The 24,899-nt window shown below is 70.6% G+C and carries 27 protein-coding genes; 10 read left to right on the top strand and 17 right to left on the bottom strand.

The genetic code is table 11. From position 1 onward, the window contains the following. The first annotated feature begins 2 nt into the window (after nucleotides 1-2). Nucleotides 3-521, top strand: coding sequence for a DUF3180 domain-containing protein (locus QSK10_RS26450; protein WP_285665780.1), 519 nt, complete (start codon nucleotides 3-5; stop codon nucleotides 519-521). A 155-nt stretch (nucleotides 522-676) separates the two neighbouring features. Beyond that, nucleotides 677-1,942, top strand: coding sequence for a hypothetical protein (locus QSK10_RS26445; protein WP_285665779.1), 1,266 nt, complete (start codon nucleotides 677-679; stop codon nucleotides 1,940-1,942). Here the strand turns inward: QSK10_RS26445 and folP are convergent. Then, the gene (gene folP, locus QSK10_RS26440) at nucleotides 1,933-2,763 is read right to left on the bottom strand and encodes a dihydropteroate synthase (RefSeq protein ID WP_285665778.1); all 831 of its coding nucleotides are present in this window, start codon (nucleotides 2,761-2,763) and stop codon (nucleotides 1,933-1,935) included. The two genes, QSK10_RS26445 and folP, sit on opposite strands and share 10 nt — an antisense overlap. Nucleotides 2,764-2,812: 49 nt before the next feature. Beyond that, nucleotides 2,813-3,184, bottom strand: a complete 372-nt coding sequence (locus tag QSK10_RS26435) for a MerR family transcriptional regulator (RefSeq protein WP_285665777.1) — start codon at nucleotides 3,182-3,184, stop codon at nucleotides 2,813-2,815. Between the two features lie 58 nt (nucleotides 3,185-3,242). Here QSK10_RS26435 and QSK10_RS26430 point away from each other — a divergent pair, with 58 nt between their 5' ends. Next, a complete protein-coding gene (locus QSK10_RS26430) occupies nucleotides 3,243-4,115 on the top strand; it encodes an aldo/keto reductase (RefSeq protein ID WP_285665775.1) in 873 nt (290 codons plus the stop codon). Between the two features lie 427 nt (nucleotides 4,116-4,542). On the opposite strand, the gene QSK10_RS26425 is transcribed toward QSK10_RS26430, so the two are convergent. From QSK10_RS26425 to clpB, 10 genes are all read right to left on the bottom strand, one after another. After that, nucleotides 4,543-6,123: a polyamine aminopropyltransferase gene (locus tag QSK10_RS26425; RefSeq protein WP_285665774.1), complete on the bottom strand. Its 1,581-nt coding sequence runs from the start codon at nucleotides 6,121-6,123 to the stop codon at nucleotides 4,543-4,545. Nucleotides 6,124-6,128: 5 nt separating this feature from the next. Then, nucleotides 6,129-6,554 (bottom strand): DUF350 domain-containing protein, encoded by a 426-nt coding sequence (locus tag QSK10_RS26420; protein ID WP_285665772.1) that lies wholly within the window; start codon nucleotides 6,552-6,554, stop codon nucleotides 6,129-6,131. 34 nt (nucleotides 6,555-6,588) lie between these two features. Continuing rightward, a complete protein-coding gene (locus tag QSK10_RS26415) occupies nucleotides 6,589-7,053 on the bottom strand; it encodes a DUF4247 domain-containing protein (RefSeq protein WP_285665769.1) in 465 nt (154 codons plus the stop codon). Beyond that, nucleotides 7,053-7,553 carry a DUF2617 family protein gene (locus tag QSK10_RS26410; RefSeq protein WP_285665767.1) on the bottom strand — a complete coding sequence of 167 codons (501 nt, stop codon included), beginning with the start codon at nucleotides 7,551-7,553 and terminating at the stop codon, nucleotides 7,053-7,055. The genes QSK10_RS26415 and QSK10_RS26410 overlap by 1 nt, the downstream gene beginning before the upstream one ends. Further along, nucleotides 7,554-8,180 (bottom strand): DUF4178 domain-containing protein, encoded by a 627-nt coding sequence (locus QSK10_RS26405; RefSeq protein WP_285665766.1) that lies wholly within the window; start codon nucleotides 8,178-8,180, stop codon nucleotides 7,554-7,556. A gap of 107 nt (nucleotides 8,181-8,287) precedes the next feature. Then, on the bottom strand, nucleotides 8,288-8,848 hold the full coding sequence (locus QSK10_RS26400; protein ID WP_285665763.1) for a hypothetical protein: 561 nt from the start codon (nucleotides 8,846-8,848) through the stop codon (nucleotides 8,288-8,290). Nucleotides 8,849-9,354: 506 nt separating this feature from the next. Further along, nucleotides 9,355-9,759, bottom strand: a complete 405-nt coding sequence (locus tag QSK10_RS26395; protein ID WP_285665761.1) for a hypothetical protein — start codon at nucleotides 9,757-9,759, stop codon at nucleotides 9,355-9,357. Between the two features lie 56 nt (nucleotides 9,760-9,815). Beyond that, nucleotides 9,816-10,355 carry a hypothetical protein gene (locus tag QSK10_RS26390; RefSeq protein ID WP_285665760.1) on the bottom strand — a complete coding sequence of 180 codons (540 nt, stop codon included), beginning with the start codon at nucleotides 10,353-10,355 and terminating at the stop codon, nucleotides 9,816-9,818. Nucleotides 10,356-10,368: 13 nt separating this feature from the next. Next, on the bottom strand, nucleotides 10,369-11,088 hold the full coding sequence (locus QSK10_RS26385) for a hypothetical protein (RefSeq protein WP_285665759.1): 720 nt from the start codon (nucleotides 11,086-11,088) through the stop codon (nucleotides 10,369-10,371). Between the two features lie 137 nt (nucleotides 11,089-11,225). Further along, nucleotides 11,226-13,808, bottom strand: a complete 2,583-nt coding sequence (gene clpB / locus QSK10_RS26380) for an ATP-dependent chaperone ClpB (RefSeq protein ID WP_285665758.1) — start codon at nucleotides 13,806-13,808, stop codon at nucleotides 11,226-11,228. A 113-nt stretch (nucleotides 13,809-13,921) separates the two neighbouring features. On the opposite strand from clpB, the gene QSK10_RS26375 reads away from it, so the two are divergent. Beyond that, the gene (locus QSK10_RS26375; protein WP_285665757.1) at nucleotides 13,922-14,650 is read left to right on the top strand and encodes an AAA family ATPase; all 729 of its coding nucleotides are present in this window, start codon (nucleotides 13,922-13,924) and stop codon (nucleotides 14,648-14,650) included. Here the strand turns inward: QSK10_RS26375 and QSK10_RS26370 are convergent. Next, nucleotides 14,647-15,660 (bottom strand): magnesium and cobalt transport protein CorA, encoded by a 1,014-nt coding sequence (locus QSK10_RS26370; RefSeq protein ID WP_285666439.1) that lies wholly within the window; start codon nucleotides 15,658-15,660, stop codon nucleotides 14,647-14,649. The two genes, QSK10_RS26375 and QSK10_RS26370, sit on opposite strands and share 4 nt — an antisense overlap. 384 nt (nucleotides 15,661-16,044) lie before the next feature. On the opposite strand from QSK10_RS26370, the gene QSK10_RS26365 reads away from it, so the two are divergent. After that, entirely contained in the window at nucleotides 16,045-16,467 is a 423-nt protein-coding gene (locus tag QSK10_RS26365; RefSeq protein WP_285665756.1) for a hypothetical protein, read from the top strand. Nucleotides 16,468-17,168: 701 nt separating this feature from the next. On the opposite strand, the gene QSK10_RS26360 is transcribed toward QSK10_RS26365, so the two are convergent. Next, nucleotides 17,169-17,975 carry a carboxymuconolactone decarboxylase family protein gene (locus QSK10_RS26360; RefSeq protein ID WP_285665754.1) on the bottom strand — a complete coding sequence of 269 codons (807 nt, stop codon included), beginning with the start codon at nucleotides 17,973-17,975 and terminating at the stop codon, nucleotides 17,169-17,171. 105 nt (nucleotides 17,976-18,080) lie between these two features. On the opposite strand from QSK10_RS26360, the gene QSK10_RS26355 reads away from it, so the two are divergent. Further along, nucleotides 18,081-18,656, top strand: a complete 576-nt coding sequence (locus QSK10_RS26355) for a TetR/AcrR family transcriptional regulator (protein WP_285665753.1) — start codon at nucleotides 18,081-18,083, stop codon at nucleotides 18,654-18,656. 134 nt (nucleotides 18,657-18,790) lie between these two features. Here the strand turns inward: QSK10_RS26355 and QSK10_RS26350 are convergent, their stop codons facing one another. After that, complete coding sequence (locus tag QSK10_RS26350) at nucleotides 18,791-19,438, bottom strand: FMN-dependent NADH-azoreductase (RefSeq protein WP_285665752.1); 648 nt, start codon at nucleotides 19,436-19,438, stop codon at nucleotides 18,791-18,793. 127 nt (nucleotides 19,439-19,565) lie between these two features. Here QSK10_RS26350 and QSK10_RS26345 point away from each other — a divergent pair, with 127 nt between their 5' ends. The 3 genes from QSK10_RS26345 (at nucleotide 19,566) to QSK10_RS26335 (ending at nucleotide 21,591) form a co-directional block, all read left to right on the top strand. After that, nucleotides 19,566-20,072 (top strand): MarR family winged helix-turn-helix transcriptional regulator, encoded by a 507-nt coding sequence (locus tag QSK10_RS26345; protein ID WP_285665751.1) that lies wholly within the window; start codon nucleotides 19,566-19,568, stop codon nucleotides 20,070-20,072. After that, on the top strand, nucleotides 20,069-20,914 hold the full coding sequence (locus QSK10_RS26340; protein WP_285665750.1) for a carbohydrate kinase family protein: 846 nt from the start codon (nucleotides 20,069-20,071) through the stop codon (nucleotides 20,912-20,914). Before QSK10_RS26345 ends, QSK10_RS26340 begins: the two co-directional genes overlap by 4 nt. 86 nt (nucleotides 20,915-21,000) lie before the next feature. Continuing rightward, the gene (locus tag QSK10_RS26335; protein ID WP_285665749.1) at nucleotides 21,001-21,591 is read left to right on the top strand and encodes a DUF1707 SHOCT-like domain-containing protein; all 591 of its coding nucleotides are present in this window, start codon (nucleotides 21,001-21,003) and stop codon (nucleotides 21,589-21,591) included. A gap of 4 nt (nucleotides 21,592-21,595) precedes the next feature. On the opposite strand, the gene QSK10_RS26330 is transcribed toward QSK10_RS26335, so the two are convergent. Together QSK10_RS26330 and QSK10_RS26325 are read right to left on the bottom strand one after the other, a co-directional pair. After that, entirely contained in the window at nucleotides 21,596-22,363 is a 768-nt protein-coding gene (locus QSK10_RS26330) for an SDR family oxidoreductase (protein WP_285665748.1), read from the bottom strand. A 17-nt stretch (nucleotides 22,364-22,380) separates the two neighbouring features. Further along, nucleotides 22,381-23,922: an AMP-binding protein gene (locus QSK10_RS26325; RefSeq protein ID WP_285665747.1), complete on the bottom strand. Its 1,542-nt coding sequence runs from the start codon at nucleotides 23,920-23,922 to the stop codon at nucleotides 22,381-22,383. Nucleotides 23,923-24,071: 149 nt separating this feature from the next. Here QSK10_RS26325 and QSK10_RS26320 point away from each other — a divergent pair, with 149 nt between their 5' ends. After that, a complete protein-coding gene (locus tag QSK10_RS26320) occupies nucleotides 24,072-24,854 on the top strand; it encodes a PaaX family transcriptional regulator (protein ID WP_285665746.1) in 783 nt (260 codons plus the stop codon). Nucleotides 24,855-24,899 lie beyond the last annotated feature (45 nt).

Here is a 24,899-nt window from a genome sequence, read left to right as displayed (position 1 = left end):
CGATGCCGCCGTCCGCGCCGAAGAAGCCGACCCTCCCGCCGACGAAGCCGGCCACGCTCTTCGTGGCGGCCCTCGCGGCGGCCGCCATCGGGCTCCTGCTGGTCACCCGCTTCTACGGCGACATGCCCGGCACCCCCTGGTTCGCCGGCGTGTCCCTGCTGATCGTGGCCGCCGCCTGCGCGATCACCGCCCAGACGACCCGCGCCCGCATCGAGCGACGCCCCGGCACGCGTCCCGTGGAGGCCCTCTCGGTGGCCCGCTACGCCGCCTTCGCCAAGGCCTGCTCCCTGGGCGGTGCCCTGTTCGCCGGGTACTACGCGGCGTTCCTGGTGTACGTGATCGCCCAGCGCGGCCGCCTCCAGGCCGCCGCCGACGACCTCGTCCCCACCGCGGTGAGCTTCGCGGGCGCCCTCGCGCTGGTCGCGGCGGCCTTGTGGCTGGAGCGGGCCTGCCGCATCCCGAAGAACCCCGACGATGACGAGGACGACGACTCGCACGGGGCCCCGGCGGCCGATCACTGAGGTCACCGGCGTCCTCACTCCCCGATCATTAGGCGGTTTTTAAGGTCTCTCCGCCCTTCAAAGGGTGTCGCGCGCCACGCCCCCACTAGTACCGTGCGGTTCGTCCACGTCTTACCCCCGAGACGTGCACCGCATTCTTTTGGGAGAGAGCCGACATGGCTTACGACGACGGAGGCCGCAGGTACCCCGACGGGTACGGTCCGCCCGATGCCACCCCTCCGGCGACCGCCCAGCCCGGCGACTATCACGGCGACCCGGCCGGTTACGGCGCCGATTACGCCGATCCGTTCTCCCCGGCACGCGAGTCGGAGCCGCCCACGGTCGACCAAAGCTACGGTTTTGATCGGCAGAGTGAACCCAATCCGGACCTAGGTGAGCGGCTCGGGCACGTCTACGACGAGGTCGGCGAGCGCGCCGAGACGAACGACCGGCTGTTCGTGCACGTCGTCCTAGAGGTCGTGCTGCTGCTGGCGGCAGGTGGCGCGATGTTCTGGGCGTACCGGGCCGACGGGTCGCTGTTCCGGGGTGAGTCGCTCCAGCAGATCCTGCTCGCGTTCGGCGCGACGCTGCTGGTGGCCACCGCGAGCGCGCTGACGCTGCGGGTGCGGGCGGTGAACCTGGGCCTGTTCGCCTTCGCGTGGGCGGGCCTGGCGCTGTTCACCAAGCTCCACAAGAGCTTCGGGACGCCGGTGGCGGCGGCGATCGCGATCGGCGTCGCGATCGGCGCGGGCCTGGTTCTGGCGCTGCTGATCCTGCTGCTGAAGGCCCCCGGCTGGGCGGCGGGACTCGCGGTCGGTTTCGGCCTGTACGCGGCGGTGACGCTGGTGAAGGTCCCGGCGGCGGTCCCCGACTTCGGCCTCGACCTGGGCGGACGCGCGATCATCGTGGTCGGTGTCGCCCTGGCGCTGTCGCTGGTCGGCGGCGTGGTGGGCGCGCTGCCCGGCACCCGCCGGATCCTGGGCGCCTGCCGCGATCACGTGCCCGGCGCCAAGCGCACCCGCGGCGCGGTCACCCTGACCCTGTTCGGGACGGTCGGCGCGGCCACCCTCGCGGGCGCCGCGGGCGTCCTGCTGGCCCTGTCGCTGCCCGCCGGGGCCTCCACGGGCGGCGGCACGCGCCTGACGGTCCTGGGTTACGCGGGCCTGGGCCTGGCGGCGGCGCTGCTGGGCGGCACGAGCGCGCTGGGCCGCCGCGGCGGTTTCGTCGGCACGATCCTGGCCACCGGCCTGCTGTTCGGCGTGTACCTGCTGACCGTCGCCCACGAGTGGCGCACGGACCTGTCGGTCGTCATCGGCGGCGGGCTGATCGTGGGCCTGGTCGTGTCGTGGCTGGTGGAACTCCTCGGCCGCCCCGACCCGGTACCGGCCGACTACCAGACCGACACCACCCACAAGGACCTGTACGTCCCGACCTACCGCTGAGCCACCGTCGCCGACCACACACGCACCGCGTCAGCGTTGTCGGCGACATTGTGGACGCGCACACCCCACGCCCCCGAGGCCACGGCCAGCACGGTCGTGGCCAGGGTCGCGGCCTCCCGCCCGTCGACCGGCCGCGGATGCCCGTCCACGGCCAGCAACCGGCCCAGGTAGGACTTGCGCGAGGAGCCGAACAGCACCGGGAAACCCAGCTCGACCAGCACGTCCAGCCGCGCCGACAGCGCCCAGTTGTGCGCGGCGGTCTTGGCGAAGCCGAGGCCCGGGTCGATGGCGATCCGCGACGCGTCCACACCCGCCGCCAGCGCCTCGTCGACCCGCCGCGACAACTCGTCACGGACCTCGGTGACCACATCGTCGTAGTGCGCGAGTTCCTGCATGTCGGCCGAATGCCCCCGCCAGTGCATCAGGATCCACGGGCATCCCGCGTCCCGCACCACCCGCGCCATGTCCGGATCGGCCAGCCCACCCGACACATCGTTGACACCGAGCGCACCCGCCGCCACCGCCGCCTCCGCGACCGCCGCCCGCGTGGTGTCCACCGTCAGCGACAAGCCCGCCGCCGCCAGCTCGGCGATGACGGGCACGACCCGCTTGATCTCGGTCTCGGCGTCCACCCGCCCCGCCCCCGGCCGCGTGGACTCCCCACCCACGTCGATGAGGTCGGCGCCCTCAGCGGCCATCCGCATCGCATGCGCGACGGCGTCCCCCGTCGTGGCATACCGCCCGCCGTCGGAGAACGAGTCGGGCGTGACGTTCAGGACGCCCATGATCACCGGACGCCCCGGCCGCGGCAGCTCACTCACGGCGTCACCGTACCCGCAGGACAGAGCTCACAACGCGGCAAGGGCGGACTCACACGGAGGCGAACACCGGCCGCACGCCGTCGATACCGATGCCGTCAATAATTTGCGAAACCGCCACCCGCATCTCGGTCAACTCAGACAACCGCTGGTCGATGCCCGACAAATGCTCCCGCAACGTGTCGAGCGTGCAGGCGTCCAGATCGAACTCCCCCGTCACACACGGCAGCACATCGCGAATGACCGCCGTCGGCAACCCCGCCGCCAGCAGCGCCCGAATCCGCCGCACGGTCCGCACCGAAGCCTCGCAGTACTCCCGATGCCCACCCGGTGACCGCTCAGGCGTGAGCAACCCCTGCTCCTCGTAGTACCGAAGAAGTCGATGACTCACCCCGGTCGCCTCGACGAGATCGCCGATCTTCATGTGCGCTCCCTCACTCGGGCTTGAATCTCACATCCATGTGAGATCTTACGCTTCCCCCATGGCAACGACGACAACGAACTTCCTCATCGGCTCCCACCTCCCCGTCAACCGCATCGGCCTCGGCACCATGCGCCTCACCGACGCCCCCGGCCACAACCCCGCAGCGGCCCCCATCTGGACCGCCCCAACGGACACCGAAAACGCCACCACCGTCCTGCGCACCGCGGTGGACCTAGGCGTCAACCTCATCGACACCGCCGACTCCTACGCCCTGGGCGACAGCGAAACCTTCATCGCCGACGCCCTCCACCCCTACCGCGAAGGACTCGTCCTGGCCACCAAAGTCGGCGTGGCAAGACCCTCCCCCGCCGAATGGATCCCACTGGGCCGCCCCGAATACCTGCGACAGCAGGCAGAACTGTCACTGCGCCGCCTGAAGGTCGAACGCCTGGACCTCCTCCAACTCCACCGCGTAGACCCCACAGTCCCCCTGGAAGACCAGATCGGCGCGCTGAAACAACTGGTTGATGAAGGCAAGGCGGCCCACATCGGACTGTCCGAAGTAGGCGTGGAAGAACTCGAAAAGGCAAGAGCCATCACCCCCATCGCCACAGTCCAGAACTGGTACAACCTCTCCCACCGCGACCACGAAGACGTCGTCGACTACGCGGAGAAGCACGGAATCGCCTTCATCCCCTTCTTCCCCATAGCCGCCGGCGCCGCAACCAGAGAAGAAGGACCGATCGCCGACATCGCAAAAGAACTGAACGTCACACGAGCACAGGTAGCCCTGGCCTGGCTATTGAAGCGCTCCCCGGCGATCATCCCCATCCCCGGCACCCGCGACGTGAAACACCTGAAGGACAACATCGAAGCCCAAAACATCGACCTGACCGACGACCAGTTCAAGCGCCTAGAAGCAGACGCCTGAAAGAAAAGCGGAAGACGAAGGCAAGAGCAAGACGAAGGCAAGAGCCGGGCCGGGCAGGCAGCGATGGGTGAAGCCCGCCCGAGACGAGAACCGGGGACGATGTCACAACCCGGGTGCGATGCGCAGCAGGGTAGGGCACTTGACCTAACCCGCAGCCGACAACAAGACCTGGCCCGAAAACCAGGCCCAACCTTTCCCGAAGAGAGCTGGATCTTCTGGCGTGCGGCCTGACGGGTCATTGGAACGAGGGTTCTGGGGGTGTCAAGACACGCTCTACCGTCTTGACACCCCCAGGTTCCTCGTTCACCGTCGCCAAGGCCGAACGACGGAAGATCCGCAGGCAGCACGCCGAACGACCACCGTGGGGACGGAAGGACCACCCAAGAGAGAGCCGCACGAGGGGCCGGAGGGGTACGGCCGACCCCCCTCAGTAATCCCGCCACTCCCCCTGCGAATACTCCAAAATCACCGGATCCATCAAAGTCGAAACCGGCATCTCCAACGGCGGCCGATCCCGCGGAAAGCCCCGCGCAGCATCCAGCAACCCCTGGTCCACATACCTCAACCCCGGCGGCGGATCCAAAGTCAGCGCCGGAGGCGCCGACCCCCGCACCGCCAGGAAGTACCCCCAGTCCCCGAACGCCGGCACATCCACGTGATAAGGCGTAACCGCCAACCCCGCAGCCTTCATCGTCGCCCCAATACACCAATACGCGTTCGGCGCGAAATAAGGCGACCCCGCCTGAACCACAAGACGCCCACCCGGCGCCAGCACCGACCCGACGAGCCCGTAGAACTCCTGCGAGTAGAGCTTCGCGGTCGCCGTCTCATCCGGGTCGGGCATGTCCACGACGATCGCGTCCCACGACGCGCTCTGCTCGCGCAGCCACGCGAAGGCGTCGGCGTTGACCACCGTCACCCGTGGGTCGTCAAGGGCGTGGCCGTTCAAAGTAGAAATCCGAGGATCAGTCCGAGCAAGATCGGTCATCGCCGGATCCAGCTCCACCAGCGTCACAGTCTGGACGTCTGGGTACTTGAGGATCTCCCGGACCGCCAACCCATCGCCGCCACCCAAGACGAGCACGTTGGCACGCGCCCCCGCCAAAACCGGGTGAACCAGCGTCTCGTGATACCGGTACTCGTCCACGGAGGAGAACTGGAGATCGCCGTTCAAGAACAGCCGAAAATCCGCCGTCCCCGTCCAAGAAAAGTCCTCGGTGATCACAATGTCCTGATACTGCGTCTGCTGCGCGTAAACAACCGGATCCCGGTACAGCGCCTGCCGCGCCGTAGCCTCGAACGTGTTGGCGAAAACGAACGCGAGCACCAAGACCAAAGCGACACCAGCCGAAGCCGCCCCCAACCCCGCCCGGACCTTCCGCGAAAGATCCCGCCGAAACAGCGTGAACACCAGGATCGTCCCAGCGACGGCATTCACCGCCCCAACGACCAGAGCCCCCTTGATCTGCCCGAACACCGGCAGCAACAAGAACGGAAAAGCAAGCCCACCGAGCAGCGCCCCCACGTAGTCGGCGGCGAAGAGGTCCGCCACCGCCGACCCCGCGTCCTGCTTGCGTATCCGCTGGAGCAGCACCATCAGCAGCGGAATCTCCGCCCCGATGAGCCCCCCGACGACCAACGCCACCCCGACCATCGCCACGGTGTACAGGTGCAGCCACGCGAAAGCCGCGTAAAGCCCGAGGACCGACAGCCCGCCGGTCAGCGCGAGGATCAACTCGATCACCGCGAAAGAAGCCGCCGCCCGGCGCTGAAGGGGTTTGGCGGCCAGCGCCCCGATCCCCATGGCGAAGACCATGACCCCCAGGACGATGGACGCCTGCGCGGCGGTGTTCCCGATCAGGTAACTGCCGAGGGCTACGAGAGCGAGTTCGTAGACGAGGCCGCAGGCCGCGCAGATGAACACCACCAGCAGGAGCGCCACCCGGGCGAGCCTGCCAACGGCGATCGGCGACCCTTCCTCCGTGGAGGGCGGCGCAGCCTCGTCCACCCCGCTCACAGCAGTGCCGCGGCGATCACGGCTCCGACGGCGATGTGCACGGCGGCCGAGACCCACACCGCGGGGTGGGGCTCGTGGTCGACCAGGATCTCGCCGAGCTTGCCGGGCGTGACCAGGTCGAGGAGGAGGAACGCCAGCGCCATGACGACGAGGCCGATGATGCCGTAGGCGAAGCTGTAGAGGACGCCCTTGGCGATGCCGCCCTCACTGGCCACGATCGCGGCGACCACGATGATGCCGACGCCGAGGATGTTGGACGCGAGCAGCACCGAGGCGTTCCGGTTGCGGCGCACCCAGATCAGCTCGTGCAGCTTGCCGGGGGTGATGATGTCGACGAGCAGGTATCCAAGGGCCATGAGGGCGACGCCGGCTCCGCTGTAGGCCAGCGCGGCGACCGCCTCCTGGGCGAGGTCCTTGATCATGTCTTCCTTCCGGGTTTCTGGTGGGCCGAGGGGGTCACTTGCCGCCGCCGCCGGAACCGCCGCCGCGGCCCCAGCCGCCGCCGGGCGGGCTGGACACCCACCAGCCGCCGACGTAGCCGTAGTAGTGGCGATGGACCCGCTCGTACTCGTCGATCATGATCTTCGATCCCCCGTTGTACGGGAAGATCGCGACGATGTCGTCGCTGTACTGGAGCCAGATCGAGCCGTCGGAGGCGGTCTTGGTGTCCACGGGCTTGGACTGACCGCTGATCGCGGCCGCCACGGTGGTGGGGACGGCGGTACTGGTGAAGGCGTCGATGTCGTCCTCGTCGAGGCTGACGTCGCGGGTGTAGTTGTTGCGGATCCAGGAGTCGGGGGCGTTGTTGGCGCTCGTCGCGATGGCGCAGGCGGCGATGAGCCCGCCGGCGACGGTGAGCAGGACGACGAACCAGATGATCTTCTTCTTGCTGGACCAGGTCGGGCTGGCGGCGGTCGACATTACCGAGGGTTCCTTCTGTCGGCGGTCACGATGGTCCGGGTGGTCACCAGGTGCCCCGTCTGCGGGTAGGCGTGCCAGGTGCGCCAGGAGACGGTGCCGTCACCGGGCTCGGCGAGCAGCGCGGTGATCGCGTGCTCGTCCCCGGGGAAGACGCCGACCAGGCCGTGGGGACTGGCCTCGACGTCCCGCCGGACACCGGCGACCACCGTGGCGAAGTCGGCGGGATCGGCCACTTCGGCGGTGAACCGGTATCCGTCGCGTTCCACTGTGGACGGCAGGTCGGCGGGCCGCCCGGGCAGGCAGGCCACCGTCTCCAGCAGCGATCCGTCCGGTGTGGACAGTCGCACCTGGTGGCTGGCGCCGAGCAGCCGCAGCTCCAGCGTGCCCATCGGCAGGCGCAGTTCCCGGACGGCGAGCGCGGGCAGCTCGGGCCCGTCCAGGGTGAAGGACAGCTGGTCGTGTGCGGTGTCGAGGTAGGGCACCGTGAGGGCTGCGCGCATTTACGCGGCGAAGATGTTCACGTCGTACCGGCCGATGACCTGGCCGAGCGCGGCCTCCCATTTGCCGCTCTCGCCGAAGTCCTCGAAGGACAGCCGGACGCCGTCGGGCGCGGTGTAGTCGTGGTACCGCATCCACCCGGTGGGGTGCAGGCCGGTGGTGCCCTCACCGGCGAAGGACGCGCGCCCGTGCTCCTTGGAGCGGAAGACGCGGCCGTCGAAGTGGATCTCGCGCGCGCCCGGCTGGAGGCCGTGCCCGCCGTCGAGTTCGGCCCAGAGCACCAGTTCGAGGGCGGGGTCCTCTTCGACGGACAGCCAGCGGCGCTTGCCGGTGCCGGTGTCGAGCAGGTTCTCCGTCCAGGTGTAGGACCCCTCGGTCAGCCGCAGGGTGCCGCGCACGGCGTAGCCCTCGCCCTTGACGTCGATCATGTCCCCGGCCTTGATCTTGCGGGGGTCGCCGCGCAGGGCGTCGGCGTCGGCTTCGGCGAGCGGGTCGCGGGGCCGGTTGGCCTCGTAGTGGAGCTTGGCGGCCTGCTTCTTGGCGGCGTTGCGCGCGAGCAGGACGACGACGAGTCCGGCGATGGCGACGACCGCGACGAGCGCGATGAGGATGACGAGGAGTGCGTCCACGGAATCCAAGGTAACCGCCCGGGTCAAAAGGGTGGCGACCCGGCAGGACACGTCTCGATCACGGTCACCACCTGCGGGTTTCTAAACCGGGGTGATTGCCGCGTTTCCTACCATTCGCCCGGCGCGGGCGGGTGCGGGACGTCCTTCGGCGGCGGGGGCGGGGCCGGGGACGAGTGCGGTGCCGGGCGCGGCGCCCGCAGGGGCGGGGCGAGCCAGCGGCCCACGTCGGAGCGCCACAGGTACAGGACCATCAGCAGCGCGGTGGCCGCCGCGACGCCCGCGGCCACCCCGGACAGCAGGGCCATGGAGTCCCGCAGCGGTTCGGGCCGCTCGATGCCGTCGCGGAACAGCACGGCCACCCCGATGAAGCCGGAGCAGCACAGGAAGCCCGGCATGGCCGCCAGGCCCGCCACGGTCGCCCCGACGCGCCCGGCGGCGACGCCGCGGTGGAGCCGCAGGAGCTCGAAGGGCAGCACGATCAGCGCGGCGACCAGGACGAGGACGTACAGCACGGCCGCGAAGCCGAGCCCGGCCCCCCGGGACGGGTCGGCGAACCCGAACCACGCCACGGCGAACCCGGCGGCGTGCGCCAGGATCGCCGCCCACGCGAAGGGCGCGACGACGAGCGCGTGTCGCAGCGAGCGCGGGCGGGATTGACGGGCGTCCATCGACCGACGATATCCGGGGGGCACAAGTTCGCGCGGGAGACGGTTTCGCGGGGCACCGGACGGGCGCCCGCGCACGGCGGCACCCGGCCCGCAGCACCGCCCACGGTTCGCCCCGGACCGGCCACACACACGGCCCGAGCCGCACACCCCACCCGGCCGAGTGGCAGCCGCCCACGGCCGGCCCGCCCATCGTGTCCCCGCCCACGGCGTCCCACGACCGGCCACACCACGCCACACGCACGCCCCAACCGGCCAGGCCGCGACTGGCCACCACCCCGTCCCACCACCAACAACGACGTCGGGCGGCAGCCGCCACCACGCCCGGCCCACCCATCCCCCGCCCACGGCGTCCCGCAACCGGCCACGCCACACCACACGCACGCCCCAACCGGCCGAGCCACGGCCGCCCACCACCCCGCCCCATCCCACCGTCCCTCCGTCCCACCACCAACAACGACGCCGGGCTGGCCGCCCGGCGTCGTGTGGTGTGCGTTCGATGTGGGAGCTCAGACGAAGGTGCTGGCCCACGGGCTGGTGTCGAGGATGGTCTCGCCCTCGCGCAGCTGGGCCTGGAAGACGATGACCTCGTCCTCCTTCAGGTGGTAGTCGCAGTAGAGCCAGTGGCCGTTGCCGGCGAGGTTGTAGCACTCGCCGCTCTTGCCGTCGCTGGTGCTCCAGACGCCGACCGTGCGGTGCCCGTCGGCCGAGAGGTCGGCGACCCACACGTTGTCGCCGTCCGGCGCGTAGCAGACCTGGCCCCAGTCGCGGTTGACGGTGCACGCCGAGTAGTCCGGCGGTTCGGCGCCCGCAGGGGGCGTGACGACGCCGGTCGCGAAGGCCGCCGGGGCGAGACCGAAGACGGCCAGTCCGGCGATCGCCGAGGCCCCGAGGGCCGCGTATCTGATCTTCATGGGGTCAATCTAGGACTGTCCGGGCAGGTGAGAGCGTTATTCGCGAATACCGCGAATCACCCGTTCCAGGTGTAGGGAACCTGGTAGTACGGCGCCGGGGGCGGGGGCGGCGGCTTGAGCCAGAGCGTCGTGGTGCGGCGCCCGAGGGCGACGAAGGCGAAGATGAGCGCGACGAGGGCGATGACGGACCCGGCGAGCGCGATCATCGCGATCCACTGCGGCGGCCAGTCACTGGAGGAGCCGTAGGGCCCGCCGACGATGACGCCGGACATGCCGCCGCAGCCCAGGACCCCGGCCAGCGCCAGCGATCCGGTCACGTAGACCAGGACCCGGCCGCCGGGGCGCCCGCGCAGGACGAGGACCGCACCGAGCATGAGGAGGATGACCATGAGCATCCCCCACGCCAGGTACCCGTACATGATCCCGACTACGGAGGGCTCGCTGAAACCGCTCTTGCCGGTGCTGTCGCGCCAGCTCATCAGGGTGAAGGCGGCGAAGACCTCGACGAGCAGTCCGACGCCGGCCACGCCGACGGCCGCGACGCCCTGTCCGGCGCTGGCCGGGCGGGCGGGCACGTCCGGTTGCGGTTGGTACATGCCGTCAGCCTAGTCACCAGCCGGTGGGCGGGCCCGAGACCGGCCCGGGACCGTACTGGTCGCCGCCCTGGTAGCCCTGCTGCGGTGGGTACTGCTGCTGTGGCGGGTACTGCGGCTGCGGGGGATATTGCGGCTGCGGAGGCTGCGGGTACATCATCGGCGGCGGTGTCACGTAGCCGGTGACGGGCGCGACGGGCGCCGGCGTCCCGTTGATCCACCGGCCGACGCTGCGCTGCCCGGCCACGACCATCGCGATGATCGCGGTCAGCATCGCGGCGAAGTTGAAGACGGTCGCCAGGGTCAGCTCGGTGGTGGGCGCGCCGCTGGTGTCGGAGCTCTGGGACACCTGCGAGATGGTCGCCAGGATCATCGCGAAGGAGAAGCCGCAGCACAGGTTCACCGCCGCCAGGACGCCGCCGGTGATCCAGATCATCACCCGGCCGCCGTTCGACTGGCGCAGCAGCATGATCGCGCCGACGCCCATGGTGAGGCCGATGATGGCGTAGAACCCGATGACGATGATCAGGTTGGAACGCGCGAACTCGGTGAAGGACGCGTCGGACTTGCTGCCGCTCAGGTTCGAGGCGTCGGCCAGGTACTTGTACGACATGATCAGCGTCATCGCCGTGGCCAGGCACAGCACGACCGTGGAGAAGATCGCCACGACCGCGGCCAGCACCGTCCCGGGCCGCTCGGGCTGCTCGGCGGGGGCGGCTTGTCCTTGGTAGTACATGCGCGCACTCTAGCGCCACCGGGCGACGTCCGGCGTCCACCGATCGCCGGGGCACGGACACAACCTGGCAACGAACCGGCCTCGCGACGAACCGAACGGCCCGGGCCGAAACCCGGGCCGTCCGCCGCGATGTACCGCTACCGGACCGTCAGGTGCCCCTCGCCGTCGGCGCCGACCTCGACGGTGTCGCCGTCGTGGATCTCGCCGGCCAGCAGCTTGCGCGCCAGCGAGTCGCCGATCGAGGTCTGCACCAGCCGCCGCAGCGGCCGCGCGCCGTACACGGGATCGAATCCGTTGCGGGCCAGCCATTCCTTCGCCTCGGGGCTGACCTCCAGGACGAGCCGCCGGTCGGCCAGCCGCCGCGACAGGGTGCCCAGCTGGACGTCGACGATCGCGGTGAGGTTCTCCCGCGACAGCGAGTCGAAGATGACCACGTCGTCGAGGCGGTTGACGAACTCCGGCTTGAAACTGGACCGCACCGCCGCCATCGCCGCCTCGTGCCGCGCCTCGGGTGTCGCGTCGGGGTCGGCGATCGCGGTGGACCCCAGGTTGGAGGTGAGGATCAGGATCACGTTGCGGAAGTCGACGGTGCGTCCCTGCCCGTCGGTGAGCCGCCCGTCGTCGAGGACCTGGAGCAGCACGTCGAAGACCGCCGGGTGCGCCTTCTCCACCTCGTCCAGCAGCACCACCGAGTAGGGGCGCCGCCGCACGGCCTCGGTGAGCTGGCCGCCCTCCTCGTAGCCGACGTACCCGGGGGGCGCGCCCACCAGGCGCGCCACGGAGTGCCGCTCGCCGTACTCGCTCATGTCGATGCGGACGATGGCGCGCTCGTCGTCGAAGAGGAACTCGGCGAGGGCCTTGGCCAGCTCGGTCTTGCCGACACCGGTGGGGCCGAGGAACAGGAAGGAACCGGTGGGCCGGTCGGGGTCGGAGAGCCCGGCGCGGGCGCGGCGGACCGCGTCCGAGACCGCCGTGACGGCCTTGGCCTGGCCGACGACCCGGTGCTCCAGCTCCTCCTCCATGCGCAGCAGCTTCGCCGTCTCGCCCTCCAGGAGCCGCCCGGCGGGGATGCCCGTCCACGAGGACACCACACCGGCGATGTCGTCGGGGCCGACCTCCTCGTTCAGCATCGCGCCGTTGGCCTGGAGCTGCGCCAGCTCGGCCTCGGCGTCCAGCAGGGACGCCTCCAGCTCCGGGATGCGGCCGTAACGCAGCTCGGAGGCGTGCGCCAGCTCGCCGTCGCGCTCGGCGCGGTCGGCCTTGCTCTTGAGGTCCTCCAGCTCCTCCTTGACATCGGAGATGCGGGTGATGTGCTGCTTCTCGTTGTTCCAGCGCTCCGACAGCGCCGTCAGCGCCTCCCGGCGGTCGGCGAGTTCGCGGCGCAGCTTCTCCAGCCGCAGCCGGGACGCCTCGTCGTCCTCTTTGGACAGCGCCATCTCCTCGATCTCCATGCGCCGCACGGCCCGCTCGATCTCGTCGACCTCGACGGGCCGCGAGTCGATCTCCATGCGCAGCCGCGAGGCGGCCTCGTCGATGAGGTCGATGGCCTTGTCCGGCAGGAACCGGTCGGTGATGTAGCGGTCGGAGAGGGTCACCGCGGCCACCAGCGCGGCGTCGGTGATGCGCACGCCGTGGTGGACCTCGTAGCGCTCCTTGAGGCCGCGCAGGATGCCCACCGCGTCGGCGCTGGACGGCTCGCCGACCATGATCGGCTGGAAGCGCCGCTCCAGGGCGGCGTCGGTCTCGATGTGCTTGCGGTACTCGTCCAGCGTGGTCGCGCCGACCATGCGCAGCTCGCCGCGCGCCAGCATCGGCTTGAGCATGTTGGAGGCGTCCATGGCGCCCTCGGTCTTGCCCGCGCCGACCATGGTGTGCAGCTCGTCGAGGAACGTGATGACCTTGCCGTCGGAGTTCTTGATCTCCTCCAGCACCGACTTCAGGCGCTCCTCGAACTGGCCGCGGTACTGCGCGCCGGCGACCATCGCGCCCAGGTCGAGCGACACCACGCGCCGGTCGCGCAGGGTCTCGGGGACGTCCCCGGCCACCACGCGCTGCGCCAGCCCCTCGACGATGGCGGTCTTGCCGACGCCGGGCTCGCCGATCAGCACCGGGTTGTTCTTGGTGCGGCGGGACAGGACCTGGATGACGCGGCGGATCTCGGTGTCGCGCCCGATGACGGGGTCGATCTTGCCGTCGCGGGCGGCGGTGGTGAGGTCCACGCCGTACTTCTCCAGGGCCTGGTACTGCTCCTCCGGGTCGGCGCTGGTGACCTTGCGGTCGCCGCCGCGCACCGACGGGAACGCCTCGATGAGCGCCTTGGGCGTCGCGCCCGCGCCGGTCAGCGCCGTCCCGACGGCCCCGCCGACCTCGGCGAGGCCCGCCAGCAGGTGCTCGGTGGAGGTGTACTCGTCACCCTGGCTGGTGGCCAGCCGCTCGGCGGCGTTGAGGACGTTCAGCAGCTCGCGCGCCATGGACGGCTCGCCCACGGTGCTGCCCTTGGCGCTGGGCATGCGCAGGAGGCCCTGCTCGCTCTGCCGCGCCAGCGCCGCCGTGTCCGCGCCGACCGCCCGCAGCAGCGCGACCGTGGTCGAGCCCTGGAGGTCCAGCAGCGCCTGGAACAGGTGCCACGGTTCGACGGTGCCGTGCCCGCGCTCGGTCGCGGAGTGGACGGCGGCGGAGATGGCCTCGCGGCTCTTGGTGGTCAACCGGTCGACGTTCAATCGAATCCCCCTGCTCAGGTCCCGAACTCGAAGTTGAGTCTAGCCCGCTCAAGTTTCACGCGCGAGGGGCGCACCCTGCCCTATGAGGCAGGGAACAGCGGTAGAAAGAAGGCGTGACCCGCGTCCTGATCACCGGCATGTCCGGCACCGGCAAGACCACCGCCGTCGACGAGCTGGCCCGCCGCGGGCACCGGGCGGTGGAGACCGACACCGACGAGTGGTCGGAGTGGGACGGCGGCGACTGGATCTGGCGCGAGGACCGCGTCGGCGGCCTGCTGGCCGAGCACGAGCGCACCGGCGTCCCGCTGTTCGTGAGCGGCACGAAGACCAACCAGGTGCGGTTCTACCCGGGCGCGGACGGCCCCAGCTTCACCCACGTCGTCCTGTTCACCGCGCCCCTGGACGTGATGCGCCGCCGCGTCGACGAGCGGAGCTCGAACCCGTACGGCAAGAGCGAGGCGGAGTGGGCCGAGATCGTGGGTTTCACCGAGACGGTGGAGCCGCTGCTGCGGCGTGGCGCGGACCTGGTCGTGGACACCCGGGCGCCGCTGGACGAGGTGGTCGCGCGGGTGCTGGCACTGCTGCCGCCGGAGGGTTCGTCCACACGGTTATCCACAGGTTGTCCACAGGACTTTCCACAGAAACCGGGCGAGTTATCCACAACCGGGGGGTTATCCACAGGTGTCGGGATCGGCCGTTTGACACCCCTCGCGTGGGGGCCGGTACGTTCGCCCCAGCGGGGCGGGCTTCGGGCCCCCACCGAAAAGAGGTGCGGCGCGGACGGCGAAACGGCCGCCACCCTCGTGGGTGACGGCCGTCGTGCGGGGTTCGTCTGCGGCTAAAGCCAGTTCCGCCGCTTGAAGGTCAGGAACAGCCCTCCGCACACCGCGCCCATGAGCACGATCGCGAACGGGTACCCCCACGCCCACTTCAGTTCGGGCATGACGTCGAAGTTCATCCCGTACACCGTCCCGATGAGGGTCGGCGCGAACAGGATCGCGGCCCACGCGGAGATCTTCTTGACCTCCTCGTTCTGCGCCAGGGACGCCTCGGTGAGCCGCTGCATCTCCTCGTTCTGCTGCTGCGCGACGAGGGTCGCGTTCACGTTCAGCACCGCCTGGAGCAGCTGCCGGAACCCGTCGAGGCGCTCGATGACGCGCACGAGGTGGTCCTGGACGTCGCGCAGGCGGCGCTGGAGCTCGTCGCCGACCTCGTACTTGGAGAACCCGGCGGCCAGGCGCACCAGGACGGTGGCGAGGGGCCGGGCGGCGCGCTGGAACTCCACGACCTGCCGGGACAGCTCGTAGATGCGCTGCGAGACCCGGGGCTTGCCGGAGAAGACCTCCGCCTCGATCTCGTCGATGTCGTTCTCCAGCCCGTCGACGACCGGGAGGTAGTCGTCGACGACCTGGTCGAGGATCGCGTAGAGGACCGCCTCGGGCCCCTGCGCGAGGAGCTGCGGGTCGGTCTCGGCGCGGGCCCGGACCTTCGCCAGGTTCGGGGAGCCGCCGTGCCGCACGGTCAGGACGAAGTCCTGCCCGGTGAACACGTGCAGCTCACTGAACTCGACCTTTTCGGTGGCGTCGACGTAGCGCGCGGGGCGCAGGACGACGTACAGCGTCGAGCCGTAGCGCTCGATCTTGGGCCGCTGGTGGGCCTTGAGGGCGTCCTCGACGGCGAGTTCGTGCAGGTCGAACTCTCTGGCCAGGGACGTCAGTTCGCCCATGTCGGGCTCGAACAGGCCGATCCAGGCCAGTCCGTGGTTCTTTCGTACGAGCCGGTAGGTCTCCGCGAGCGAGTCCGGGCGCGCCACAGGGCGTCCCGACGCGTACACGCAGTTGTCCACGATCATCACCACACGACCTCCTTGAATGGAGGGTGTGCGCACACACGGGTCGGCACGGCCGCCATGGAGACGCGGCCGTGTCGGCTGGGTAGTTCTCGGTTCGAACGCGCCGCCGCCCGCCGCGCGCGGGGCCTCCGTCAGATGGAGGCCGAGACAGTCGCGGCAAGCGGCCAACGGGTTCGACCAAGACTGCCACTGGCCATGTGCCGCTCACCTGCCTCTCTGTCTCAGGTGGTCCACAGCATCTGTGCGGACCGCCGAACAGAGTAGCAAATCGCCCACCCGAGCGGCGAGGCGGAGGGTTTCGGTTGCATACCGATGCCGGTTCGGCCCTGGCGACCCGCCGGGCGCGCCAGTAGGTTGGCGCGAGACCGAACCGGGGAGGACCGCATGGTGGAGCGGGACGCGTTCGCGGGGTTCGCCGATCCGGTGAATCCCACGCGCGAGGAAGTCGTGGCGTGGGCCTACGACCCGGCCGCCGGCGTCCCCATGTCCCAGGACTGGGACCTCATGGTCGCCGAGGACGACATCGCCCCCGCGCTCGTCGATCTCGCCGCCGACCCCGTGTGCCCGAAGCGCACCTTCGCCCTCCACTGCCTGTACATCTACGCGGGTGACGCGGTCCGCACCGGCTTCCGGGCGCACCCGAAGCGCCGGCTGGTGAAGGTCCTGGAGGTCGCCGACACGAAGGGCGACCCGTGGGTGAGCCTGTGGGTTCACAACACGCGCGCCCTGATCGCCGAGCCGGGGTTGTTCGATTACGCCGATTGGTGTGACGGCGGGCTGGCACGCAGGCCGCGACGGGTGAAGTAGATGCCACCGCAGGGGTAGGGCGGTGTAGGCGAGCGGTGCGCGCGAGCGAAGCGCGTGTGGGCCACCGCGGAGGCGGGCGGAGGCCGCCGAGGTCGCCTGAGGCCGGAGGCCGAGGGGCGGCCGTGGGCGCGAGGGTGGGGTTTTGATCGCGTGTCGAAGAATGACGCGCGCGTGCAGCGGCGCAACCAACCCCCAGAGCCACGACGCACCGTGTGTCGAAGAACAAAGCCCGCCTCCGGCTCGGGGGAAATGTTGTGAGCTCCCGGGGTCCAGGGGACGGAGTTCCCTGGTGGGGGTCCAGGGGGCAAAGCCCCTTGGGCACCAAGCGGAGAACAAGACAAACCACGACCGCAAGCACCCACACAGCCGCGAAGAGAAGCCGGGGTGGAGCGAGGCCCGGCCGGGACGGAGCGAGGCCGGGGCGGCGCTCCGGCCCTCATTTCGGGCGAGTGACACCTGCGGTGTCACCTCGCCTCACGACCGTTCGGGTCGAGGTAGCAGGCGCTTCGCCCTGCACCAGACCAGGGCCTTGCCCTGGACCCACCAGGGAACTCCGTCCCCTGGACCCCGGAAGTCAAAACACTTCCCCCGAGCCGGAGGCGGGCTTTGCTCCTCGGCACACGGTGCATCGTGGCCGACCGGGCTGGTTGCGCCGCTGCACGCGCGCGCCCTTCTTCACCACCCAGTCAAAACACTTCCCGCTAGTCGGTGGCCGCGCTCGTGTCCCTGCTTTCGCTCTGGCTCGCGTCCCGCTCCCCAAAGACCTCCCGAGCCACCCCCAACCCGTTCAGTGCCGCCGGGAACCCCGCATACCCCGCCACCTGAATGATCGTCTCCACCGCCTCCTCACGCGTCCCACCCACATTCAGCAACCCGTGCAAGTGCACCCGCAACTGCGGCCGTGCCGTCCCCAGCGCCACACACGCCCCCACCGTCGCCAGCTCGCGCGACTTCAGGTCCAGCCCCGGGCGCGCGTAGATCTCGCCGAAGGAGAACTCGATGATCATGCGGGCGAAGTCGGGTGCGATGTCGGCCAGGGCGTCCACGACCGCCGTCCCGGCGTGCCCGTCGACTTCTTCCAGCAGCCGCGCGCCGCGCGCGTACCGGTCCCCCTCCAAAGGCGCGGGCGGTTCGAAGACCACTCCCCGGGCCGCGAAGACCTCCCGGACCACGGCGAGCCCGTTCAGCGCGGCGGGGAACCCGGCGTAGATGGCCATGTGGAGCACGGCCTCCACCAGCTCCTCGGGGGTCACACCGACGTGCAGCGCGGCATCGGCGTGGAAGCGCAGCTGCGGTGCCGCCGTGCCCATCGCGGTCAGCGCGGCCACGTTGATCAGCTGCCGCTGCCTCAGGTTCAGCCCGGGACGCCCGTAAATGTCGGCGTAGCCGAACTCGGCGACCAGGCGCGCGAAGCCCGGCGCGATGTCGGACAGCGAGTCGAGGACGGCGGGCCCGGCCTCGCCGGAGACCTCCCGCAGCCGCTCCAGGCCTTCTTCATAACGGTTCATGCGAACTCCCAGACGTGACGTTACGTTTCGTAACGCCAAGCTAGAACACCGCAGGCCGAAACGTCAAGACGGAACGGTTCGTAACGTGTCGGCTATCATGGCTCCATGCCCGCCCCCGAAAGACGCTCCGAGCGCGCCCACTCCGCCATCCTCGACGCGGTCTTCGACCTGTGCGTCGAGCGCGGATACGCGAAGGTCACCATCGAGGCCATCGCCGCGCGTGCCGCGGTCGGCAAGCCGACGATCTACCGGTGGTGGCCGTCGAAGGGCGCGCTGGCGCTGGAGGCGCTGCACGTGCGCATCGGCCACGCCACCGACTTCCCCGACACCGGCGACGTCGCCGCCGACCTGCGCGCGCAGATGGCCTCGGTCTCGCGGTTGTTCGCCGGGGACATCGGCATCATCTACCGGGGCGTCATCGCCGAGGCGCAGGGCGATCCGGACCTGGTGGAGGCCGTGCGCGCCACCATCATCGGCCCGCGCGCCAAGCAGTGCGGCGACCGGCTGGCGATCGCCGTCGAGCGCGGCGAGCTGCGCCCGGACGTGCCGTTGCGCACCATGTGCGACCTGCTCTACGCGAGCCTGTACCAGCGGATGCTGCTGGGCGCCGGCGAGGCGCACCTGCTGCGCGTCCCGGAGGTCGTCGACCTCATCCTGGACGGCCTGCGCCCCCGGACGTGACGGACGGGACGCCAACCCGTCCCCGGCGGCGCCCCGTCCCGGCCTCCCCGAACTGACCTGTTCCCGGGAGGGTCCTTCACTTATATACGTGCGCGGCGGCCCCGGGGGTTACGCCCCGGGGCCGAAAAGATTCCTCAGACCGCGACCGGGGTCCGGGCGGCGAGCTCGCGGGCCTTCTCGTGCGCCTCGCCGTGGGAGGCCTCGAAGATGTGCTTGAACTCGAAGAGCGCCGGGACCACGTGCGACAGCGCCATCTCGGTGTGCAGGACGTGCAGGTTCTCGGTCAGCCCGAGGAAGCCGAAGAACGACTTGAGGTAGGAGTCCTGGTGCTCCCAGCTCGCCCGGGGCGTGCCCGGCAGGTAGGACCCGCCGCGCGAGGTGGCGATGACCAGGTGCTTGTCCGACAGCCCGGTCTTGCCGTTCTCGTCCTGCGGGAACGCGCCGACCACGGCCAGCCGGTCCAGCCACGACTTCAGGGTCGAGGGGATCGTGAAGTTGTACATGGGGACGCCCAGCAGGATCACGTCGGCGTCCTTCGCCTCGGCCACGATCGGCCCGGTGACCGCGTTGGCCGCCGCCTGCGCGGGGGTGGGGTCCTCGGCGCTGAAGCCGTAGTACGCGTCGGCGTTGAGGTGCGGGATCGGGTCGGCGTCCAGGTCGCGGTACACGTACCGGCCTTCGGGGTTCGCCCGCTTCCACTCCTCGGCGAAGGTCGCCGTCACCTTGCGGGAGAAGGAGTTGTCGCCGTTCAGAGAGGAGTCGATGTGCAGGAGGGTCGCCATGGGGTTCTCGCCTCTTTCAGAAGTCTAGGTCTTCCCAACTCAGAACTTACGACTTGAGATCTTCCGAGTCAAGATGTTCTCGACTCGGAACGTATCACGGACGAACGGTCCGCGCTAGAGTGGTGCCATGAGCGCGCCCACCGACCTGCACCACGACGAGGACCTCTGTCCGGGCCCCGACCGGTCCTGCCCGAACGGGGACGTGTCGTGGATGCTGGCGCGCGCCTCGCAGCTGTTCCGCATCGAGCTGGACCAGGTCGCCCACCGGTTCGGCCTATCCGGCTTCCGCGACTGGATCGTGCTGGGCTCCCTCGCGATGGGCGAGAAGCGCACCCAGCTGGCCCTGGCCGCCTCCGTGGGCCTGGACAAGACCACCCTCACCGCGATCCTGGACCGCCTGGAGCGCGACGGGTTCGTCGTGCGCAAGGTCGATCCGCGCGACCGCCGCGTCCGCGTGCCCGAGGCCACCGAGAAGGGCCTGGAGGTGCACGACAAGCTCACCGCCTGCCGCGACGCCGTGGAGAAGGCGATGCTGGACGGCATCCCCGCCGAGGACAAGGCGGCCTTCCTGCGCGTCCTGACCCGCCTGGCGCTGGCCGATGGGGCCGAGGGCGCGCACGGGTCGTGCATGTGAGCGACGTCCTGGTCGTCGCGCTGACCGGCGTCGACACCATCGTCGGCGTCGACGCGCTACCCGTCCCCTACCGCGACTCGGTCATGGCCCCCGGCATCACCGACTACGTCGGGCACACCGGCAACGGCGTCGCCCTCGGCTGCCACGCCCTGGGCCTGGCCACCACCTTCCTGGACTTCCTCGGCGAGGACGACCACGGCCGCCTGATCCTGGACTCCTACGCCCGGCGCGGCCTCGACTTCCACTGGCTGCCCAACCCGGCGGGCACCTCGCGCTCGGTGAACCTCGTGGACGCCGGGGGCCGCCGCATGTCCTTCTACGACCCGCGCGATCCCGGCCGCGACCTGCCGGAGGACTTCTTCCTGCCGCACCTGGCCAAGGCCCGGCACGTGCACGTGTCGATCGCCTCCTACGCGCTGCCGGTGCTGGACGCCGCCGCGCGGCTGGGCGTGCCCTCGTCCACCGACCTGCACGACTGGGACGGCCGCGACCCCTACCACCGGCGCTTCGCCGAGCGCGCCGGCCTGGTCTTCGTCTCCACCGCGAACCTCGCCGACCCGGCGGCCGCCATGCGCGAGATCCGCGCGATCAGGGGCGCGACGGTGGTGGCGATGTCGGGCGCGGACGGCTGCCTCGTCCTGGACGGCGGCGGCCTGCGCGAGCACCCGGCCGTGGCCCCGCCCGGGCCGGTCGCCGACACCAACGGCGCGGGCGACTCCTTCGTGGCCGCCTACCTCGCCGCCAGCCTCACCGGCGGGGACGCCGTCGCGGCGGGCCTGCGCGGCGGCGCCTACGCCGTCACCGTCCCCGGCACCCACGAGAGCTTCCTGAGCGAGCTCTAAGGCTCTGCCCCTTTTTATGGCTCTGGCCCCACCTTGATGACGTCACTAAGATGTCACCAAACCCCGACATCGAAAGAGGGTGCGCCATGGCGGGCGAGCTCCAGCGTCACGACCTGCGTATCTCCACCGCCGATCGCGAATCGGTGATCGCCCACCTCCAGGCCTGCACCGCCGAGGGCCGCCTCGAACTCGACGAGTTCGCCGAGCGCGTGGACCGGGTCTACGCGGCCAAGACCTTCGGCGACCTGGAGCCCATCCTGGCCGACCTGCCGCAGCGAGGTTCCCAGGGCGCGCCGGTGGCCGCCGCCTCCGAGCTGGAGCTGAAGGCGATGGCCTCGGCGGTGAAGCGGCGGGGCCGCTGGCTGGTCCCGGGGAAGCTGAAGATCAGCGCGAAGGCGGGCGGGGTCCGCCTCGACATGTCGCACGCGGTGATCCCGCAGACGCTGGTGGAGGTCGAGCTGGACGCCAAGGCCAGCGGCATCACCATCGTGCTGCCCCGGCACGCCACCGCCGAGGACCACGGCGTCCAGCTGTTCGCCTCCTCGGCCAAGAACGCCGCCGAGACCGATCCTTCCGAGACCGGCCCGAGCCCGCTGCACTTCCGCTTCAGCGGGCAGCTGACGGCGTCCTCGCTGCGGGTGCGGCGGGTGCGGCGGTTCCTGTGGTGGGAGTACTGATCCTTTAGGGCGCGAAGCCCCCGTTGCTCATGAGCAGCTGGCCGTTCATCCAGCCGCCCTCCTCCGAGCACAGGAACCCGAGCAGGTTCGCGGTGTCGGCGGGACGCCCGCCGCGCCCGAGGGGCGTGGCCTCCAGCGCGGCCCTGCGGATCTCGTCGGTCATCCAGCCGGTGTCGACCGGGCCGGGGTTGATGACGTTGGCGGTGACGCCCAGGTGCGCCAGTTCGCGCGCGGCGGCCAGCACGATCCGGTCCAGCGCGCCCTTGCTCGCGCCATAGGGCAGGTTGTGGGCGGTGTGGTCGCTGGTGAGGGCGACGATGCGGCCGCTGCCGTGGGGTTCGGTGTAGCGCTCGGCGTAGGCCTTGATGAGCAGCCAGACCGCGCGGGCGTTGACCGCGAAGTGCCGGTCGAAGGCGCCGACGGTGGTGTCCATGATGGACGAGTCGACCGACTCGCAGTGCGCCATGACCAGCGCGCGCACCGGTCCCAGCCCGGCGACGGCGGCGTCCAGCAGGCGCCCGGGGGCGTCCACATCGGACAGATCGGACTCCACGGCCAGCCACTTCGCGCCGTGCGCGGTCAGGCGCGTGCCGATCGCGTCGCGGGCCTCGTCATCGGCGGTGGTCCACTCCATCCGGTCGTCGTAGGGACGCCAGTAGCTGAACGCGATGTCCCAGCCGGTGGCGGCGAGCTTGTCCACGAGGGCCGCACCGATGCCGGCGCGGCGTCCCACGCCGGTGACCACGGCCACCGGCCGTTTTCCGTTCCGCATGGCCGCAAGGTACCCGATCAGCGGAGTTTGAAGCGCTGCACTTTCCCGGTGGAGGTGCGCGGCAGGGCGTCCAGGAACTCCACCACCCGCGGTCGCTTGTAGACGGCGATGCGGTCGCGGCAGTGCGCGATCAGGTCGTCCGGGGTCGCGGTGAGGCCCGGACGCAGGACCACGCAGGCCTTGACGGTCATGGTCCGCTCGGCGTCGGGCACGCCCACGACCGCGCACTCGGCCACCGCCGGATGCGACAGCAGCGCCCACTCCACCTCCGCGCCTGAGATGTTGTACCCGGCGGAGATGATCATGTCGTCTCCCCTGGAGTGGTACCAGAAGTAGCCGTCTGCGTCGCGGGAGTAGATGTCGCCGGTGTGGTTCCAGCCGCCGCGGACGTAGTCGGCCTGCCGGGGATCGGCCAGGTAGCGGCAGCCCGTCGGGCCGCGCACCGCCAGCCGCCCGAGCTCGCCGTCCGGGAGCGGTTCGCCGTCCTCACCGACGATGCGCGCCTCGTAGCCGGGAATCGCCTTGCCCGTGGCGCCGGGCCGGATGTCGGCGTCGGCGGCCGAGATGAAGATGTGCAGCATCTCGGTGGCGCCGATCCCGTCGATGAGCGGGATCCCGGTGGCCGCGCGCCAGTCGTGCCAGGTGGGTTCGGGCAGCGGCTCGCCCGCCGAGACGCAGCGGCGCAGGCTCGGCAGCTCGCGGAACTCCTTGAGCATCGCCCGGTAGGCGGTGGGGGCGGTGGCCACCACGGTCGCGCCGAATTCGGCGATCGCGGGCAGCAGCAGGTCCGGCGTGCCCTTCTCCAGCAGCAGAGTGGCCGCGCCCGCGTGCATCGGGAAGACCACCTCCATGCCCAGGCCGAAGGTGAAGCCCAGGGGCGGCGAGCCGATGAACAGGTCGGTGGCCCGGGGTTTGAGGATGTGCCGGGAGAAGGTGTCGGCGTTGGCCAGCACGTCGCGGTGGAAGTGCATGGTGGCCTTGGGACGCCCGGTGGTGCCGGACGTGAAGGCCAGCAGCGCCACGTCATCGGCGGCGGTGTCCACGGTGGCGAACTCCGGCGAGCGGGTGGCGCTGCGGTCGCGCAGCTCGTCGAAGGTGTGCACCGGCGAGATGTCGGCCGACAGCAGATCGGCGGCGAAACGGTCGTCCACAAGCGACAGATCGACCTGGGCGATCTCGCCGATGGCCCGCAGCTCGGCCTCCTTCAGCAGCGGCATCGTGGTCACCGCGATCGCGCCCGCCTTCAGGACGGCGAACCAGCAGGCCACCAGCCACGGGTTGTTCGGGGCGCGCAGCAGCACCCGGTTGCCGGGGACCACGCCCAGGTCGCCGGTGAGCACGTTCGCCAGGCGGTTGGCGCGGTCCAGCAGATCGCCGTAGGTCCAGGCGTCGCCGGGGGTCAGGACGCAGGGCCGCCCGGCGCCGTGACGTGCGATCACGGCGTCCAGCAGCGCGTGCGCGCAGTTCAGCCGGGGCGGGTAGGCGAGCTCGGGCAGCTCGTAGGGCATGTGCGGCCACAGCTCGCGCGGCGGGAGGTTGTCGCGCGCGAAGGTGTCCACGTGTGCTGATGAAGTAGGCGACGGTGGCGTCGGTGGCATCGCGTCCCTCCACTGGGTCCTCAGTGGTCAGTCCCTCGCAGTATCCCGGTTTTCGGGCCCGATGGGGTATCCCCGCGACGGTCGTCATCGAAAAGGCATATCTTTGCCGGATGGCGACCCCTCGCTCCCTGATCGTCACCGTCTACGGGCTCTACGCCCGCGACAGCGGCGGCGCCCTCCCCGTGGCCGGTCTCATCCGGCTGATGAGCTCCCTCGGCGTCGACGAGCCCGCCGTCCGCTCGGCCGTCTCGCGCCTGAAACGCCGTGGCGTCATCGAACCCGCCCGGGTCGCCGACTCCGCCGGTTACGCCCTCACCACCTGGGGCCGGGAGGTCCTGGAGGAGGGCGACGGCCGCATCTTCGGCCACCCCGAGGCCGGGGTCGCCGACGGCTGGGTCCTGTGCGTGTTCTCGGTGCCGGAGTCCCAGCGCACCAAGCGGCACACCCTCCGCTCGAAGCTCACCTGGCTCGGTTTCGGCGTGGCCGCCTCCGGCGTCTGGATCGCCCCCGCGCACGTGGCCGGCGCCGCCGCCGAGACCCTCCGCCGCGCCGGGCTCGACGGCTACGCCTCCCTCTTCCGCTCCGACCACCTCGGCCCCGCCGACCTGCGCACCGAGGTCGCCCGCTGGTGGGACCTGGACGCCCTGCGCGCGATGTACGAGGAGTGGATCGCCGCCCACGAGACCCCGGAGGCGTCCCCGGAACCCGCCGACGCCTTCGCCCACTGGGTCACCGCCGTCGACGCCTGGCGCCGCCTCCCCTACCTCGACCCGGGCCTCCCGAAGGAGCTGCTCCCGGACGACTGGCCGGCCACCCGCGCGGTGGAGCTCTTCGAGCGCCTGCGCGAACGCCTCGCCGAACCGGCCGCGCTGCACGTGGCGCGCATGCTCTAGCGACGTCCGGCCATGTCAGCGGGCGTGTAGGCGCGGAGACAGCCC

Source organism: Actinorhabdospora filicis (genome assembly GCF_030269765.1).
GTDB classification, from domain to species: Bacteria; Actinomycetota; Actinomycetes; order Mycobacteriales; family Micromonosporaceae; genus Actinorhabdospora; species Actinorhabdospora filicis.
This window is presented reverse-complemented; position numbering and strand designations above follow the sequence as displayed.